Source organism: Aquabacterium sp. A08 (assembly GCF_011742065.1).
The window spans coordinates 1-15,525 of record NZ_JAAQQT010000656.1; the positions used below are offsets into that span (position 1 = coordinate 1).

The following is a 15,525-nucleotide window of genomic DNA, read 5'->3' on the forward strand; positions in this document are numbered from 1 at the left end:
GTCAGCGGCTACAACGACAGCCGCTACCTCATCACCGTCAACGGCCGCACCCTGCCGCTGCACAACACCGGCACCGTGGGCGACTATGTGGCCAGCGTGCGCTACAAGGCCTGGAACCCGCCGTCGTCGCTGCACCCCAGCATCGGCGTGCACGCGCCGCTGACCTTCGACATCGTGGACACCTGGATGAAACGGTCGCTGGGCGGCTGCCAGTACCACGTGGCGCACCCGGGCGGGCGCAACTACGACACCTTCCCCGTCAACGCCTACGAGGCCGAAAGCCGGCGCCTGGCGCGCTTCTTCCAGATGGGCCACACCCCGGGGACGGTGCTGGCGCAGCCGGCACAACCCAGCCGCGAGTTCCCCTTCACGTTGGACCTGAGGCAGTGAGGACGGGTTTTCGGCATACTCCACCCCAGTGACCGAACGCCCCAGCCCCCAGCCCACCGACGACACCAGCGCGGCCGCCCTGGCGGCTTCGCTCGCCCTGTCGGTGCCGGCCGGGCATTTCGACGAACTGCGCCCCGGCGAGGGCCCGGCCCGTGGGCTGGCCCCGCACTGGTCGCAGTTTTTCGACCACCTGGGTTTCGAGGGCTTTGGCGACCTCAACCGCCGCCAGCAGAGCCTGGACCAGCAACTGCGCGACAACGGCGTGACCTACAACGTCTACGCCGACGAGCACAGCCAGCAACGCCCCTGGTCGCTGGACCTGTTCCCGATGATCGTCAGCCCGGAAGATTGGGCCCGCATCGAAGCCGGGGTGCTGCAGCGCACGCGGCTGCTCAACGCCATCATGGCCGACATCTACGGCCCGCGTGACCTGTTGCGCAAAGCCCTGCTGCCCACCGCCCTGGTGCAGGGCCACCCGGGCTACCTGCGCGCCATGGACGGCGTGCGCCCCGCCGGCGACACCTGGCTGCACATCGCCGCCTTCGACCTGGCCCACGGCCCGGACGGGCGCTGGTGGGTGGTCTCGCACCGCACCCAGGCGCCGTCGGGGCTGGGCTACCTGCTGGAAAACCGCATCGCCATCGGGCGCCAGTTCCCCAAGGCGTTTGCCGACATGCGGGTGCAGCGGCTGGCCGCCAGCTACAAGGCGCTGATGCAGGGGCTGACCCGCCTGGCCCCCAACGGCAGCCAGGCGAGGATCGCGCTGCTGACCCCGGGGCCGTACAACGAGACCTATTTTGAGCACGCCTACCTGGCGCGCTACCTGGGCCTGAACCTGGTTGAAGGCAGCGACCTGACGGTGCGCGACCAGCGCCTGTTCCTCAAGACCCTGCAGGGCCTGGAGCCGGTGGACGTGCTGATCAAGCGGCTGGACGACCAGTGGCTGGACCCGCTGGAGCTGCGTGCCGACTCGGCCCTGGGCGTGCCCGGGCTGATGCAGGCGGTGCGCGCCGGCCACCTGCTGCTGGCCAACGCGCCGGGCTCGGCGCCGCTCGAATCCAGCGCCATGCTGGGCTTCCTGCCCGCCATCAGCCGGCATTTGTTGGGCGAACCGCTGGCCCTGCCCTCGCTGGCCACCTGGTGGTGCGGCGAAGCCGCCAGCCTGCAAGGCGCGCTGCCCATGCTCAAACACGGGGTGGTCAAGAGCACCTACCCGCGCCCGGGCAGCGAAGCGGTCATCGGCCCCAGCCTGACGCCCTCGGGCATCGACCAGCTCACCGGCCGCATCGTGCGCCAGCCCGACGAGCACACCCTGCAGGCCTACCTGCCGCTGTCGCAAAACCCGACCTGGCGCGGCGGCGACATCGCGCCGCGCCCGGCCATGCTGCGCGTGTTCGCGCTGGCCGACGGGCCGCAGTCCTGGCGGGTGCTGCCCGGTGGCATGGTGCGCCTGGCGCCGCGCGGGCAGCAGATCGCCTCCATGCAGCGCGGCGGCAGCAGCGCCGACTGCTGGGTGCTGACCCACGGCGAGGTCGACCGCACCAGCCTGCTGCACTGCGCGCCCAGCACCCTGAGCGTGGCGCTGCAAAAGCGCCCCATCACCAGCCGCTCCGCCGAAAACCTGTTCTGGCTGGGCCGCTACACCGAACGCGCCGACAACGCGGTGCGGCTGGCCCGCGTCACCCTGCGCTGCCTGCAGGGCGAGGAACAGGGCTCGCCCGAACTGCTGGCCTGGCTGTCGGCCTGCGCCAAGTACAACGGCTTGGTGCTGGCCGACGTGCCCAACGCCCAACAGGCGCCGCGGGTGTTCGAGCGCTCCCTCATCGCCCAGTTGGGGGCCGACTCCGGCGCCCACAGCGTGGGCCACAACCTGCGCAGCCTGCGCCAGGCCGCCGGCAACGTGCGCGAACGCCTGTCGCAGGAACAGCGCAACCTGATCGAGCGGGTGGAGAGCGAGTTCGCCGCCCAGCACCAAAGCCTGAGCGCCGACGCCGACTACGCCAGCCAGGAGGCGCTGGAAGCGCTGGAAGAAGCCAGCGAATGGCTGGCCGGCATCACCGGTGCGCAGACCGACCGCATGATGCGCGACGACGGCTGGCGCATGCTCAGCATCGGCCGCCACATCGAACGCCTGAGCACCCTGGCCCACGCCCTGGCCACGGCGCTGGAAACCGGCGCCGCCTTCGAGGACAGCGGCTACGAGGCCCTGCTCGCGCTGTTCGACAGCACCATCACCTTCCACGCCCACTACCAGCAGCGCCGCGACCTGGTGGCCCTGCTCGACATGCTGGTGACGCATCGCGACAACCCACGCTCCCTGGCCTGGGTGTTGTCCACCCTGCGCAGCCGTGTGGCCAAACTGCCCGAGGCCAATGGCCAGCCCGCCAGTGCCCTGCAGCAGCACCTGCCCGACCCCGGCGCCTGGGACCTGATCGCGCTCAGCGGCGCCCTGGCCGGCCCGGCCAGCCAGCAAACCACCTACCTGGGGCTGCTGGAACTGCTGCAGTCCTGCAGCCAGGCCGCGCACGAGCTGTCGGACCGGCTGGGCCACGCCTACTTCAGCCACGCCGACCGGGTCAACCGCAGCATCGTCACCTGAACGCCATGCTGCTGCACGTCCGCCACCACACCCATTACCACTACCACAGCCAGGTGGTGCTGGCCCAGCACATGGCCCACCTGCGGCCGCGCGAACTGCCCGGGCAGCGGGTGTTGTCGCACCAACTCACGGTGGCCCCCGACCCGGTGCAACGCGAAGACCGCACCGACGCCTTCGGCAACTGGCGCACCTTTTTCGCGCTGCAAAGCCCGCACGGCGCGCTGGACGTGACCGCCGACAGCGTGGTCGAGACCACCGCCCCCGAGCCCCTGCCCGACAGCGACCCATGGCCCGCCGTGCGCGAACGGCTGCAGTACCACGCCGGCGCGCCGTACGAGCCGGCCAGCGAATACGTCTTCCCCTCGCCCTACATTGCGCGGCACGAACAGCTGGCCGACTACGCCCGCCCCGTGTTCGGCCCGCAGCGGCCGTTCCTGGACGCCTGCCAGGCCCTGATGGCCCGCATCCACGAAGACTTCACCTACGAAACCGCCAGCACCGACGTGCACACCCCGGTGCTGGAGGCGCTGGCCCAGCGCAAGGGCGTGTGCCAGGACTTTGCGCACATCATGATCGGCTGCCTGCGCAGCCTAGGCCTGCCGGCGCGCTACGTCAGCGGCTACCTGCTGACCCAGCCGCCCCCGGGCCAGCCCCGGCTGGTCGGCGCCGACGCCTCGCACGCCTGGGTGTCGGTGCCGTTTGGCGGCGCCTGGCACGACTTCGACCCCACCAACCACCGCAGCGGGGTGGAACGCCCTGGCGAAGACTACGTGACGCTGGCCCTGGGGCGCGACTTCGGCGACGTGTCGCCGCTGCGCGGCGTGATCCAGGGCGGCGGCAGCCACGCGCTGAAGGTGGCCGTCACCGTGGCACCGGAAGCCGAGTTCAGCGCCCTGACCGCCGACGCCTGACGGCGGCATCACCGCTGCAGCCGGCGCACGAATTCGGCGGATGCCGCTTCGCACGCCTGGCCCACTGCATAGAATGCGTCGACCGCGGCCCCATCGGGCCGCTCCCTTTTCTGGAGAACCCGCGTGAGCGTTTACGACACCCTCAAGTCCCTGAACATCGAACTGCCCCCCGTGGCCGTGCCCGCCGCCGCCTACGTGCCCTTCGTGCAAACCGGCCAGCTGGTGCTGCTCAGCGGCCACATCGCCAAGCAGGACGGCAAGCCCTGGGTCGGCCAGGTCGGCCTGACCATGACCACCGCCGAGGCCCAGGCCGCCGCCCGCGCCGTGGCCGTGGACCTGATGGGCACGCTGCACGCTGCCTGCGTGGCGGCCGGCACCGACCTCAACGGCGTCAAGCGCATCGTCAAGGTGCTCAGCCTGGTCAACTCCACCAGCAGCTACACCGAACAGCACCTGGTCACCAATGGCTGCTCCGAACTGTTGGGCCAGGTCTTTGGCCCGCAGGTCGGTGCGCACGCCCGCAGTGCATTCGGCGTGGCGCAACTGCCCCTGGGCGCCTGCGTGGAAATCGAGCTGATGGCCGAGTTGGCCTGACATCGGGAGAAGATCTGCCACATTTGGTGCATCACGCATCAGATTGGCGCGCTTCCTGCTTGTCTTTGGTGCCCCGGGTATCGCGACCCGGGCATGCATCAAAAAAGTACCTCGCGCACAAAAGACAAGCATGGAAGCACCAACTCAGGGCGTCAACGCCCTTTTCATCCTTCTGGGCGGCATCATGGTCTTGGCCATGCACGCCGGTTTCGCGTTTCTGGAACTGGGCACGGTCCGCCAGAAGAACCAGGTCAACGCCCTGGTCAAAATCCTGGTGGACTTCTCTGTGTCCACCGTGGTGTACTTCGCTGTCGGCTACGGCGTGGCCTACGGCACCCACTTTTTTACCGGCGCCGAGGCCCTGGCCCACAAGAACGGCTACGAACTGGTCAAGTTCTTCTTCCTGCTGACCTTCGCCGCCGCCATCCCGGCCATCATCTCGGGTGGCATCGCCGAGCGCTCCAAGTTCTGGCCGCAGCTCATCGCCACCGCGGTCATCGTCGGTTTCGTTTACCCATTTTTCGAGGGCATCGTCTGGAACGGCCACTTCGGTGTGCAGGACTGGATCCAGTCCCTCACCGGCGCCGCCTTCCACGACTTCGCCGGCTCGGTGGTGGTGCACGCCGTGGGCGGCTGGCTGGCCCTGGGGGGGGTGGTGCTGCTGGGCGCCCGCTCCAACCGCTACCGCAAGGACGGCGCGGTCAGCGGCCACCCGCCCTCCAACATCCCCTTCCTGGCATTGGGCTCGTGGATCCTGATCGTCGGCTGGTTCGGCTTCAACGTGATGAGCGCGCAGACCGTGGACAAGATCTCGGGCCTGGTCGCGGTGAACTCGCTGATGGCCATGGTCGGCGGCACGCTGGCCGCCGTGGTGGCGGGCAAGAACGACCCCGGCTTCGTGCACAACGGCCCACTGGCCGGGCTGGTGGCGGTGTGCGCCGGCTCCGACCTGATGCACCCCTTGGGCGCGCTGGTGGTGGGTGCGGTGGCGGGCGCACTGTTCGTGACCCTGTTCACCCTGACCCAGACCAAATGGAAGATCGACGACGTGCTGGGCGTGTGGCCGCTGCACGGCCTGTGCGGCGCCTGGGGCGGCATCGCGGCCGGCATTTTCGGCCAGCAGGCGCTGGGCGGCCTGGGTGGCGTCAGTTTCGGTGCCCAGTTGCTGGGTACGGGCCTGGGCGTGGCCTGGGCCCTGGCCTGCGGCTTTGCGGTGTACGGCTTGCTCAAAGCCACCGTCGGTCTGCGCCTGAGCCAGGAAGAAGAGTATGAAGGCGCCGACCTGTCGCTGCACCGCATCCGCGCCACGCCAGAGCGCGAATCGAACTGGTGACGCGCACGCTGGGCCCCAGCCTGGGGCCCAGCACGCCCATCAAGGGACCGTCAGCGGGGGCAGTTGGTACAACCGGATCGCGTTGCCGTGCGCCACGGCCTGGGCCACCGGCAGTGGCAGCGCATCGATGAAGTTGCGCAAGGCGCGCAGCCCCTGGTTGGAGCCGGGCTCCAACCCACCCCGTGCCACGCCGTCGCGGTCGTAGAACGAGTCGCTGCCCAGCAGGAAACGGTCGGCAAACTCCGTCACCAGCGCCATCCACGCCGGTTTGAGCTGGCCATCCGGCCCCAGGGCGGCGGCCGGGTGGGCGTGGCCGCGGTTCAGGCGGAAACTCATGTACAGGTTGGGAAACGCCTTCAGCCACTCGCGCACGCGCTGAGGCTGGCGCGTCAACAAGGGCTCGAACCCCACGTGAGACCACACGAAACGCGTTTTCGGGTTGTGCCGCAACAATCGCTTGAAAGCCTCGGCGTTGGCGGGCAAGGTGTCTGGGTTGAGCGGATTGGGCCGCAACGCCGCGGGCAGGGGCATGTCCTCGGGCACCAGGTCCATGTGCAGGTCGATCGGCACGCCGCGCTCTGCCGCCAGATCGGCCATCAGCAACATCAGCGGGTGGTCGGCCGGGACGAACTCGTAGGCGTGCTGCGACCCCATGGCGGGAATGGACACGTGGTGGATGGCGATTTCGCCCAAGCCCACCGCACCTTGGTCGAGGATGGCCTTCACCCTGGCCGCAAAACGGGCTTTCACCGCCTCGGTCACGTCTTGCGGCGCGACGCTGTGGATCATCACATTCAGGGAGCTGCCCACGAGCAAGGCGACCCGGCCCGGAGCGTCTTTCAGCGCGAACTGCAGGTCCTCGATGTCGTGGTACATCGGCCCCTGCTCCTGGGGCAAAGGCGGTGGCATCAGCAACATGCGGGCGATACCGACCCGGTCCATCTCGCGCAACGCGGCTTTCAGGCCCGCGACAAAATTGCGGTCTTTGCCGGCCTGGAAGTGGTTGTGGGTGTCCACCATCGGCACCCCTGGCGTTCCTTGCGCCGCCGCGCCGTGGCCCAGCGCACACAGGGCCCACACCGCACACGCCCACACGCTCCGTCGGAACATCGTCATCCCCTTCGTTCGGCCCAGGTGCGGGGCCTGTTGCACACGCTCACACCCAGCGCCAGACCCGGCCCGGCTTGAAGCCGAAGCTCGCGTCCTTGCCCTTGCGCCCTCGGGCGGCGCGGGCGTTGTTCAGGCTGCGGATTTCCAGCGTTTCTTCGCGCAGTTTGCCACCGCGCCCCACCCCGTCGATGCGCACGCTGCGGGTGTAGGCCACCGCACCGGCCAGGGTATCGGGGCCGTCCAAACCCATCAGCATCAGGCCACGGCCGCCCTTGGGCTGACGCTTCAGCTCGCTCAATTCAAAGGTCAGGATGCGCCCGCCCGTGGACACGCAGCACACGTGCGTGGCCGGGGCCAGCGCCGACTGTGCTTCACCGCCTTCAGGTGCAGCAGGCGGGGCCACCACCGCACCGTCGGGTGCGGCCAGGCGCAGCACCAGGCCGCCGCTGGCCAGCGCCGGGGCGCACAGGGTTTCGCCGGCGTTCAGCGCCACAAACGCTTTGCCGGCCTTCTGGCGGCTCACCAGGTCGTCCACCGTGGCCAAAAAGCCGTAACCGCCCGAGCCGCTCAGCAGCAAGGTGGCGCCCGCCGGCCCGGCAAAGAAATGCACCGGCTGCGTGCCCGCTTCCAGGTCGATCAGGGTCGTGATGGGCTGGCCGTCGCCGCGCGCCCCGGGCAGGCTGGCCACCGGCACGCTGTAGACGCGGCCGTTGTTGCCGAACACGATCAACGTGTCCACTGTGCGGCACTCAAACGTGCCGTACAGACCGTCCCCGGCCTTGAAAGCGAACCCCCCGGCATCGTGCCCGTGGCCGGTGCGGGCGCGCACCCAGCCCTTGGCCGACACCACCACCGTCACCGGCTCGTCCACCACCTTGATCTCGGCCACGGCCTTCTTCTCGGCCTGGATCAGTGTGCGGCGCTCGTCACCAAAGGCCTTGGCGTCGGCCTCGATTTCCTTGACCATCAGCCGGCGCAGGCTGGCCGGGTTGGCCAGGATGTCTTCCAGCTTGCCCTGTTCCTCGCGCAGTTCCTTCAATTCCTGCTCGATCTTGATCGCTTCCAGCCGCGCCAACTGGCGCAGGCGGATCTCCAAGATGTCCTCGGCCTGGCGCTCGCTCAAGGCGAAGCGCGCCATCAGCGCGGCCTTGGGCTCGTCGCTGGCGCGGATGATGGCGATCACCTCGTCGATGTTGAGCAGCACCAACTGCCGCCCTTCCAGGATGTGGATGCGGTCCAGCACCTTGTTCAGGCGGTGTTGCGAACGGCGGGTGATGGTGCCCTGGCGGAATTCGATCCACTCGGTCAGCATCTGGCGCAGGGTCTTTTGCACCGGCTTGCCGTCCAGGCCCACCATCGTCAGGTTGATGGGCGCCGAGGTTTCCAGGCTGGTGTGCGCCAACAGCGCGGTGATCAACTCCTGCTGTTCGATGCGGCTGCTTTTCGGCTCGAACACCAGGCGCACCGGCGCGTCCTTGCTGGACTCGTCGCGCACGCCGTCCAGCACCGCCAGCAGGCTGGCTTTGAGCTGGGTCTGCTCCTGCGTCAGCGCCTTCTTGCCGGTTTTGACCTTGGGGTTGGTCAGCTCCTCGATCTCCTCCAGCACCTTCTGACTGCTGACGCTGGGGGGCAGCTCGGTCACCACCAACTGCCACTGGCCGCGCGCCAGGTCCTCGATCTTCCAGCGCGCGCGTACTTTCAGGCTGCCGCGGCCGCTGCGGTAGGCGGCTTGCACCTCGCTGGCGGGGCTGATGATCTGGCCGCCGCCGGGGTAATCGGGGCCGGGAATCCGCTCGAACAGCTCGGCGTCGCCCAGGGCCGGGTTTTTGACCAGGGCCACGCAGGCGTCGGCCACCTCGCGCAGGTTGTGGCTGGGCATTTCGGTGGCCATGCCCACCGCGATGCCGCTGGCGCCGTTCAGCAGCGCAAAAGGCAGGCGCGCCGGCAACTGGCGCGGCTCTTCGGTGCTGCCGTCGTAGTTGGGCACAAAGTCCACCGTGCCCTGGTCGATTTCGTCCAGCAGCAGGGTGGAAATTTTGGTCAGCCGCGCCTCGGTGTAGCGCATGGCGGCGGCGCCGTCGCCGTCGCGGCTGCCGAAGTTGCCCTGGCCGTCGATCAGCGGGTAGCGCAGCGCGAAGTCTTGGGCCATGCGCACCAGGGCCTCGTAGGCGGCGCTGTCGCCGTGGGGGTGGTAGCGGCCCAGCACGTCGCCCACCACACGGGCGCTTTTCACCGGCTTGGCCGGGGTGTTGCTGTTGGGGCCGCTGTAGCCCAGGCCCATGCGCTGCATGGCGTACAGAATGCGCCGTTGCACCGGCTTCTGGCCGTCGCAGACGTCGGGCAGGGCGCGGCCTTTGACCACGCTGAGGGCGTATTCCAGGTAGGCGCGCTGGGCGTAGGCGGCGAGGCTGTCGGGGTCGCCCGCCGGCGCGGCGGACGGAAGGTCGGGCGGGGTCAGCAAATCGGAGCTCATGCCTTATTGTCCATGAGTGCAGACCCTGTCAAACCGGTGCCAGACACAGGCCGCGCGGCAGGGCAGAATCGTGGGCGGCAGCCAGCCCACGGCTGGCCGGTCTTTTACCCCCTTCAGGAGACACCCCATGTTCAGTCACGTGATGGTCGGCACCAACGACATCGACCGCTCGCAACGCTTCTACGACGCCGTGCTGGGCGTGCTGGGCGCCGGCCCGGCCTTGCGCAACGCGGCCTCCACCGGCCACCTGCGCCTGTTCTACCGGCACGACGGCAGCAGCTTCGGTGTGTCGCAACCCATCAACGGCGAAGCCGCCTCTTGCGCGAACGGGGCCACCATTGGCTTCCGCTGCGTCTCGCCCGAACAGGTCCAGCGCTTCCACGACGTGGCCGTGGCCCACGGCGGCACGTCCATCGAAGCGCCCCCCGGCCTGCGCGAGACCGCGGCCGGCGCGCTGTACCTGGCCTACGTGCGCGACCCGGACGGCCACAAGCTCTGCGCCCTGCACCGCCCCCAGTAAGCACCGGGCGGGCCGGCGCGGGTCAGCGTGCCTGGAGACGGCTGGCGATGGCCTGGTTCACCGTGGCCATGCCTTGCAGGGCCAGGCGGGCCATGACCGGGCCGTTGAGGTCCACCTCTTTCTCGACCCGCACCAGGGTGTCCTGTGCCTGCCCCATGCTGTTGCGCAGGGCGCCCAGGGCCACCATGGCCATGTCTTTGCGGCTGTCGTAGGTCTTGACGGTGCGCCACTGGGCAAATTCACCGGGCACGACCACGCCCTCTTTCATGTGCAGCAGGCCACCCCCCACGTGCATCTGGACCACGTATTCGCCCGGTGCGTGCCCGACCGACAACCTCGCCGACGCATCGGCCGACGCCTCGCGGCTCAGAATCGAAGAACGGCTCCCGGACGACTCCATCTCGGCGATGTTGACCACGTGGGTGACCGACATCCCGTCCCAGCCTTTTTTGCTCCAGTCGATGCGCCGGCCAATGTGACCGGCGCCGATGCCCGCGATGCCGCGCGAAATCGTCTTCATCCCCGTGGGCGCCATCACCAGCAACTGCCGCTTGCCGTAGCCGTAGGACTGGCTGGTGAACACCGGCGCCCCGGGCAGGCTGGCCGTTTCGGTGGGTTCGTACACGCCACCGCCTTCGGGCGGGGTGTACACCACCCTCAAGCCGGCGGCCGCCAGGCGGGACTTGAAATCCTCCAGCGCGCGGTCGGTGATGGCCTGGTAAGCCGCCACGTCTACCTGTGGCACCCGGTAGGTGACCGTGACCCGGGAGTTGCCGTAGTTGGTGCCGAACAGGTAACCGGCCCGCGTGCCACCGGTGACTTCGCCCCCGACATCGAACAGCACCCGAAACTCGCTCAGGTGGAGGGTTTTGTCGGCCACGTCGATTTTGCCTGTGAGGAGGTGGTCGGCCGGCAGCGGCTGGATCTCGGCGGCGGGCAAGGCCCGCACGGCATCCGGCGTCAGGGCCGCAACCGCGAAGGTGCCCGACCCTTTGCCCTCCACCAGCGATTGGAAGGCTTCCGGCGACAGGACCCCCTCGGCGCCGGGCGTGTCGCAGCGCTTGGCCTGGGCCAATTGCGACAGAAAGGCCTGGCGCTCGGCCGCCAGGACACCGGTCTGTCGGGTGGCCTCGTCGGGACCCAGCTGTTTCTCGACCGCGCCTTGGGCCGCCACCCCGGCCAGCCGGCTGGCGAAGCCGCCCAGAGCGCCCAACATGCCGCTGGCGGCCTGGCCGACGGCCAGTTGTCCGCCCACGTTCGCGGCCACCCCAGCCGCGGCCGTGCCGGCGGACTTCTCCCCGCTTCCAGCCCGGACCAGTTCGGCCAGGCGCGACTGCTCTGCGGCCAGCGCCGTGCAGGACAGGGTGGCGTCACCGGGCTGCACCCGCTCAACGGCCTGGGCCCAACCCAGGCAACCCCAGGCCAGTCCAGTCACCACGCATCGGGTCCAAGGCATAGGGTTCATCTGTGCCCTCCAAGCTTGAATATGGCATTTATGACACAGCCATGGGACCCCGTCAACCGCCTATACGTCGATGTCCACCTCGTCGCCGTGCCGCTCCATCAGCTCGCGGCGGGCGGCGGCTTCGCCCTTGCCCATCAGTTGGGTGATGCGCGCTTCGGTGGCGGCAAAGTCCAGGTCGCCCAGCTGCACCGGCAGCAGGCGGCGGGTGTCGGGGTTGAGGGTGGTGTCCCACAGCTGTTCGGCGTTCATTTCGCCCAGGCCCTTGAAGCGGCTGATCTGACACTTCTCGCGCAGCACGCCGTCCTTGGCGCATTTGTCCAGAATCGCCGTCAGCTCGCCCTCGTCCAACGCGTAGGCCTTGGTGGCGGGCTTTTTGCCGCGCGCCGGCACGTCCACCCGGAACAGCGGCGGGCGCGCCACGTACACGTGCCCGGCCTCGATCAGCTTGGGAAAGTGGCGGAAGAACAGCGTCAGCAGCAGCACCTGGATGTGTGAGCCGTCCACGTCCGCGTCACTCAAAATGCACACCTTGCCGTAGCGCAGCCCGCTCAGGTCGGGCGTGTCGTCGGGGCCGTGCGGGTCCACGCCCACGGCGACCGAGATGTCGTGGATTTCGGTGTTGGCAAACAGGCGGTCGCGCTCCACCTCCCAGGTGTTGAGGACCTTGCCGCGCAGCGGCAGGATGGCCTGGCATTCCTTGTCGCGGCCCATTTTGGCGCTGCCGCCGGCGCTGTCGCCTTCCACCAGGAACAGCTCGTTGTGGGCGATGTCGCGGCTTTCGCAATCGGTCAGCTTGCCCGGCAACACCGCCACGCCACTGCCCTTGCGTTTTTCCACCTTCTGGCCGGCGCGCTGGCGCGTCTGCGCGGCCTTGATGGCCAGTTCCGCCAGCTTGCGGCCGTAGTCCACATGCTGATTCAGCCAGAGCTCCAGCGCCGGGCGCACGAAACCGCTCACCAGCCGCACCGCGTCGCGCGAGTTCAGCCGCTCCTTGATCTGGCCCTGAAACTGCGGGTCCAGCACCTTGGCGCTCAACACGTAGCTGGCACGGGCGAACACGTCCTCGGGCATCAGCTTCACGCCCTTGGGCAGCAGCGCGTGCAGTTCGATGAAGCTTTTCACGGCCTGGAACAGGCCGTCGCGCAGGCCGCTGTCGTGGGTGCCACCGGCGGGGGTGGGAATCAGGTTGACGTAGCTTTCGCGCACCGGCGCACCGTCTTCGGTGAAGGCCACGGCCCAGGCCGCGCCCTCGCCTTCGGCGAAGCTGTCGTGGCCGGCGTCGGCGTAGCCTTCGCCCTCGAACAGCGGAATCACTGGCTCGCCGCTCAGGGTTTGCTGCAGGTAGTCGCGCAGGCCACCCTTGTATTGCCAGGTTTGCGTGTCCTTGGTTTTTTCGTTCACCAGGGTCACGCTCACGCCCGGCATCAGCACCGCCTTGCTGCGCAGCAGGTGCACCAGCTCGTTCGCGGGCAACGCGGCCGACTCAAAGTATTTCGCGTCGGGCCAGACGCGCACGCTGGTGCCCTGCTTGCGCTCGCCGGCCTCCAGCGGGCGGCGGCTCAGGGGCTCGACCACGTCGCCGGCCGCAAACGCCAGGCGGGCCAGGTGGCCGTCGCGGTGGCTGCTCACCTCCAGCCGGGTGGCCAGGGCGTTGGTCACGCTCACGCCCACGCCGTGCAGGCCGCCCGAGAAACTGTAGGCCCCGCCCTTGCCCTTGTCGAACTTGCCGCCCGCGTGCAGGCGGGTGAACACCAGTTCCAGCACGGGGGCGTTTTCTTCGGGGTGGAGGCCGTGCGGGATGCCGCGGCCGTCGTCCTCCACGCTCACCGAAGCATCGTCGTGCAGCGTCACCTTGATCTTTTTGCCGAAGCCGGCCAGGGCCTCGTCGGCGGCGTTGTCCAGCACCTCCTGCACGATGTGCAGCGGGTTGTCGGTGCGGGTGTACATGCCCGGCCGCTGCTTGACGGGCTCCAGCCCTTTGAGCACACGGATGGAGCCTTCGCCGTACGCGGTACCGGCGGTGGGGGAAGCGTTGGTGTCTGCCATGGCCGGGGATTGTAGAGAGCGTGCGGCCACCCGCGCGACAGGCAGGCGCGGCACAAATTCGCTACAGTCGCGGGATGTCTACCCCGTCTCCCGGCGCGGCCACCTCGGCCCCGCAAACACTCTCGGCCCTGCAGGTGCTGGCCTGCGGCGCGGCCATCGTCACCCTGTCCATGGGCATCCGCCACGGCTTTGGCCTGTGGCTGCAACCCATCACCCAGGACCTGGGCTGGACCCGCGAGAACTTCGCCTTCGCCATGGCGGTGCAAAACCTGTCGTGGGGCCTGTTCGGCATTTTTGCCGGCATGCTGGCCGACCGCTTCGGCGGCTACCGGGTGTTGATGGGCGGTGCCGTGCTCTACGCCTTGGGCCTGGCGGGCATGGCCTGGTCCAGCACCACACTGCTGTTCACCCTGACCACCGGGGTGCTGATCGGCGCGGCCCAGGCCGGCACCACCTACGCCGTCATCTACGGCATTCTGGGGCGGCAGATTCCGGCCGAGCGCCGTTCCTGGGCCATGGGCATGGCGGCGGCGGCCGGCTCCTTCGGCCAGTTCCTGATGGTGCCGGTCGAAGGCTTCCTCATCGCCCAGTTCGGCTGGCAGCAGGCGCTGCTGGTGCTGGGCGTGGCGGTGCTGCTGGTGGTGCCGCTGGCCACCGGCTTGCGCGAACCCGCCACCGGCGCGGCCGGCCCGGGCGCGGTGCGCCAGCAAACCATTGGGCAGGCCGTGCGCGAGGCCTTTGGCTACCGCAGCTTCCAGCTGCTGATGGCGGGCTACTTCGTCTGCGGCTTCCAGGTGGTGTTCATCGGGGTGCACATGCCCAGCTACCTCAAGGACCACGGCCTGTCGCCCCAGGTGGCCAGCTACGCGCTGGCCCTCATCGGCCTGTTCAACGTGTTCGGCACCTACGCCGCCGGCGTGCTGGGCCAGCGCCTGGCCAAGCGCAAGATCCTGGCCTTCATTTACCTGATGCGCTCGGTCGCCATCACCGTGTTCCTGCTGGCGCCGCTCACGCCCTGGAGCGTCTATGTGTTCGCGGCCGCCATGGGGCTGCTGTGGCTGTCCACCATCCCGCCGACCAACGCCATCGTGGCGCAGATTTTCGGGGTGGCGCACCTGTCCATGCTGGGCGGCTTTGTGTTCTTCAGCCACCAGGTGGGCAGCTTCATGGGCGTGTGGCTGGGCGGTCTGCTGTACGACCGCACCGGCAGCTACGACATCGTCTGGTATATCTCGATCGCGCTCGGCGTGTTCGCCGCCGTGGTGAACTGGCCGGTGCGCGAAGCGCCGATCCAGCGCGGCCCGCAACGGGTGGGCGGGGCCGCCGCATGACACCCTCGCCCGCCTACCTGGCCCGCCAGGACCGTTGGGCGGTCTGGCTGCGCCGCACCGCCTGGGTGCTGGCACTGGCCGTGCTGCTGGGCATTTTCAGCGTTTACACCCACCCCGACTTCATGGTTGACCTGGCCGACAAACTCTGGTCCTGCTTCTGAATGACCCCGTCGCACACCTCCCTGCCCCCTTCCGACTGGGTGCGCCGCTGGGCGCACCTGGTGCCCGACCAGCGCCCCGGCGGCCCGCGCGCGCTGGACCTGGCCTGCGGCCACGGCCGCCACAGCCGCTGGCTGGTGCGCCAAGGTTGCCACGTCACCGCCGTGGACCGCGACACCGCCGCCCTGGCCACGCTGGCCGACTTGGCCCCGCTGGTGCGCACCGTGGCGGCCGACGTGGAAAACGGCCCCTGGCCCCTGGCCGGCCAGACCTTCGATGCGGTGGTGGTGACCCACTACCTCTGGCGCCCCGTGTGGCCGCACATTCTGGCCAGCCTGGCGCCGGGTGGCGTGCTCATCTACGAAACCTTTGCGCACGGCAACGCCACGGTTGGCAAGCCGTCGCGGCCGGACTTTCTGCTGCAGCCCGGCGAGCTGCTGCGCCTGTGCGCCGGCCTGCGCACCGTGGCCTACGAGGACGGTTTCCTGCCCGACCCCGACCGCTTCGTGCAGCGCACCGTGGCGGTGAACGAAGCGCCGGCCCCCGCCGACGCCCCGCCCCGCTACACCCTGCGCGCCGCTGGGTAGAATGCGT

The 15,525-nt window shown here is 69.1% G+C and carries 13 protein-coding genes; 9 read left to right on the plus strand and 4 right to left on the minus strand.

What is annotated here, in order from left to right; all coding sequences use genetic code 11:
* The 5 genes from HA630_RS15155 to HA630_RS15175 all read left to right on the plus strand — a co-directional run.
* Positions 1–390, plus strand: a 390-nt coding sequence (locus HA630_RS15155) for a transglutaminase family protein (RefSeq protein ID WP_166835749.1), incomplete at its 5' end; no start/stop codon positions are given.
* A gap of 28 nt (positions 391–418) precedes the next feature.
* Positions 419–2,989, plus strand: coding sequence for a circularly permuted type 2 ATP-grasp protein (locus HA630_RS15160; RefSeq protein ID WP_166835750.1), 2,571 nt, complete (start codon positions 419–421; stop codon positions 2,987–2,989).
* Between the two features lie 5 nt (positions 2,990–2,994).
* A complete protein-coding gene (locus tag HA630_RS15165; protein ID WP_166835752.1) occupies positions 2,995–3,900 on the plus strand; it encodes a transglutaminase family protein in 906 nt (301 codons plus the stop codon).
* Positions 3,901–4,023: 123 nt separating this feature from the next.
* On the plus strand, positions 4,024–4,494 hold the full coding sequence (locus tag HA630_RS15170) for a RidA family protein (protein WP_166835754.1): 471 nt from the start codon (positions 4,024–4,026) through the stop codon (positions 4,492–4,494).
* Between the two features lie 130 nt (positions 4,495–4,624).
* Positions 4,625–5,827: an ammonium transporter gene (locus tag HA630_RS15175; protein ID WP_166835755.1), complete on the plus strand. Its 1,203-nt coding sequence runs from the start codon at positions 4,625–4,627 to the stop codon at positions 5,825–5,827.
* A 39-nt stretch (positions 5,828–5,866) separates the two neighbouring features.
* Here the strand turns inward: HA630_RS15175 and HA630_RS15180 are convergent, their stop codons facing one another.
* Positions 5,867–6,937: an amidohydrolase family protein gene (locus HA630_RS15180; protein ID WP_166835757.1), complete on the minus strand. Its 1,071-nt coding sequence runs from the start codon at positions 6,935–6,937 to the stop codon at positions 5,867–5,869.
* 46 nt (positions 6,938–6,983) lie between these two features.
* Positions 6,984–9,410 carry a DNA topoisomerase IV subunit A gene (parC, locus tag HA630_RS15185; protein ID WP_166835758.1) on the minus strand — a complete coding sequence of 809 codons (2,427 nt, stop codon included), beginning with the start codon at positions 9,408–9,410 and terminating at the stop codon, positions 6,984–6,986.
* Between the two features lie 127 nt (positions 9,411–9,537).
* Here parC and HA630_RS15190 point away from each other — a divergent pair, with 127 nt between their 5' ends.
* Entirely contained in the window at positions 9,538–9,930 is a 393-nt protein-coding gene (locus HA630_RS15190) for a VOC family protein (protein WP_166835759.1), read from the plus strand.
* 22 nt (positions 9,931–9,952) lie between these two features.
* Here the strand turns inward: HA630_RS15190 and HA630_RS15195 are convergent, their stop codons facing one another.
* Both HA630_RS15195 and HA630_RS15200 read right to left on the minus strand, forming a co-directional pair.
* Positions 9,953–11,386, minus strand: coding sequence for a hypothetical protein (locus tag HA630_RS15195; RefSeq protein ID WP_166835761.1), 1,434 nt, complete (start codon positions 11,384–11,386; stop codon positions 9,953–9,955).
* 69 nt (positions 11,387–11,455) lie between these two features.
* Positions 11,456–13,441, minus strand: coding sequence for a DNA topoisomerase IV subunit B (locus tag HA630_RS15200; protein ID WP_166835762.1), 1,986 nt, complete (start codon positions 13,439–13,441; stop codon positions 11,456–11,458).
* 74 nt (positions 13,442–13,515) lie between these two features.
* Between HA630_RS15200 and HA630_RS15205 the strand changes: the two genes are divergently transcribed.
* Genes HA630_RS15205 through HA630_RS15215 form a run of 3 tightly spaced genes read left to right on the plus strand, consistent with a single transcriptional unit; the run spans position 13,516 to position 15,518 of the window.
* Positions 13,516–14,772 (plus strand): MFS transporter, encoded by a 1,257-nt coding sequence (locus HA630_RS15205; RefSeq protein WP_166835763.1) that lies wholly within the window; start codon positions 13,516–13,518, stop codon positions 14,770–14,772.
* Complete coding sequence (locus HA630_RS15210; RefSeq protein ID WP_166835747.1) at positions 14,769–14,933, plus strand: hypothetical protein; 165 nt, start codon at positions 14,769–14,771, stop codon at positions 14,931–14,933. The genes HA630_RS15205 and HA630_RS15210 overlap by 4 nt, the downstream gene beginning before the upstream one ends.
* Positions 14,934–15,518 carry a bifunctional 2-polyprenyl-6-hydroxyphenol methylase/3-demethylubiquinol 3-O-methyltransferase UbiG gene (locus HA630_RS15215; protein WP_208300101.1) on the plus strand — a complete coding sequence of 195 codons (585 nt, stop codon included), beginning with the start codon at positions 14,934–14,936 and terminating at the stop codon, positions 15,516–15,518.
* Positions 15,519–15,525: the final 7 nt, after the last annotated feature.

Coding starts and splice junctions, on each gene's coding strand:
- HA630_RS15195 (WP_166835761.1), bottom strand. CDS start 11,386: ATGCCTTGGACCCGATGCGTGGTGACTGGACTGGCCTGGGGTTGCCTG.
- HA630_RS15205 (WP_166835763.1), top strand. CDS start 13,516: ATGTCTACCCCGTCTCCCGGCGCGGCCACCTCGGCCCCGCAAACACTC.
- HA630_RS15190 (WP_166835759.1), top strand. CDS start 9,538: ATGTTCAGTCACGTGATGGTCGGCACCAACGACATCGACCGCTCGCAA.
- HA630_RS15200 (WP_166835762.1), bottom strand. CDS start 13,441: ATGGCAGACACCAACGCTTCCCCCACCGCCGGTACCGCGTACGGCGAA.
- HA630_RS15175 (WP_166835755.1), top strand. CDS start 4,625: ATGGAAGCACCAACTCAGGGCGTCAACGCCCTTTTCATCCTTCTGGGC.
- HA630_RS15180 (WP_166835757.1), bottom strand. CDS start 6,937: ATGTTCCGACGGAGCGTGTGGGCGTGTGCGGTGTGGGCCCTGTGTGCG.
- HA630_RS15165 (WP_166835752.1), top strand. CDS start 2,995: ATGCTGCTGCACGTCCGCCACCACACCCATTACCACTACCACAGCCAG.
- HA630_RS15210 (WP_166835747.1), top strand. CDS start 14,769: ATGACACCCTCGCCCGCCTACCTGGCCCGCCAGGACCGTTGGGCGGTC.
- HA630_RS15215 (WP_208300101.1), top strand. CDS start 14,934: ATGACCCCGTCGCACACCTCCCTGCCCCCTTCCGACTGGGTGCGCCGC.
- parC (WP_166835758.1), bottom strand. CDS start 9,410: ATGAGCTCCGATTTGCTGACCCCGCCCGACCTTCCGTCCGCCGCGCCG.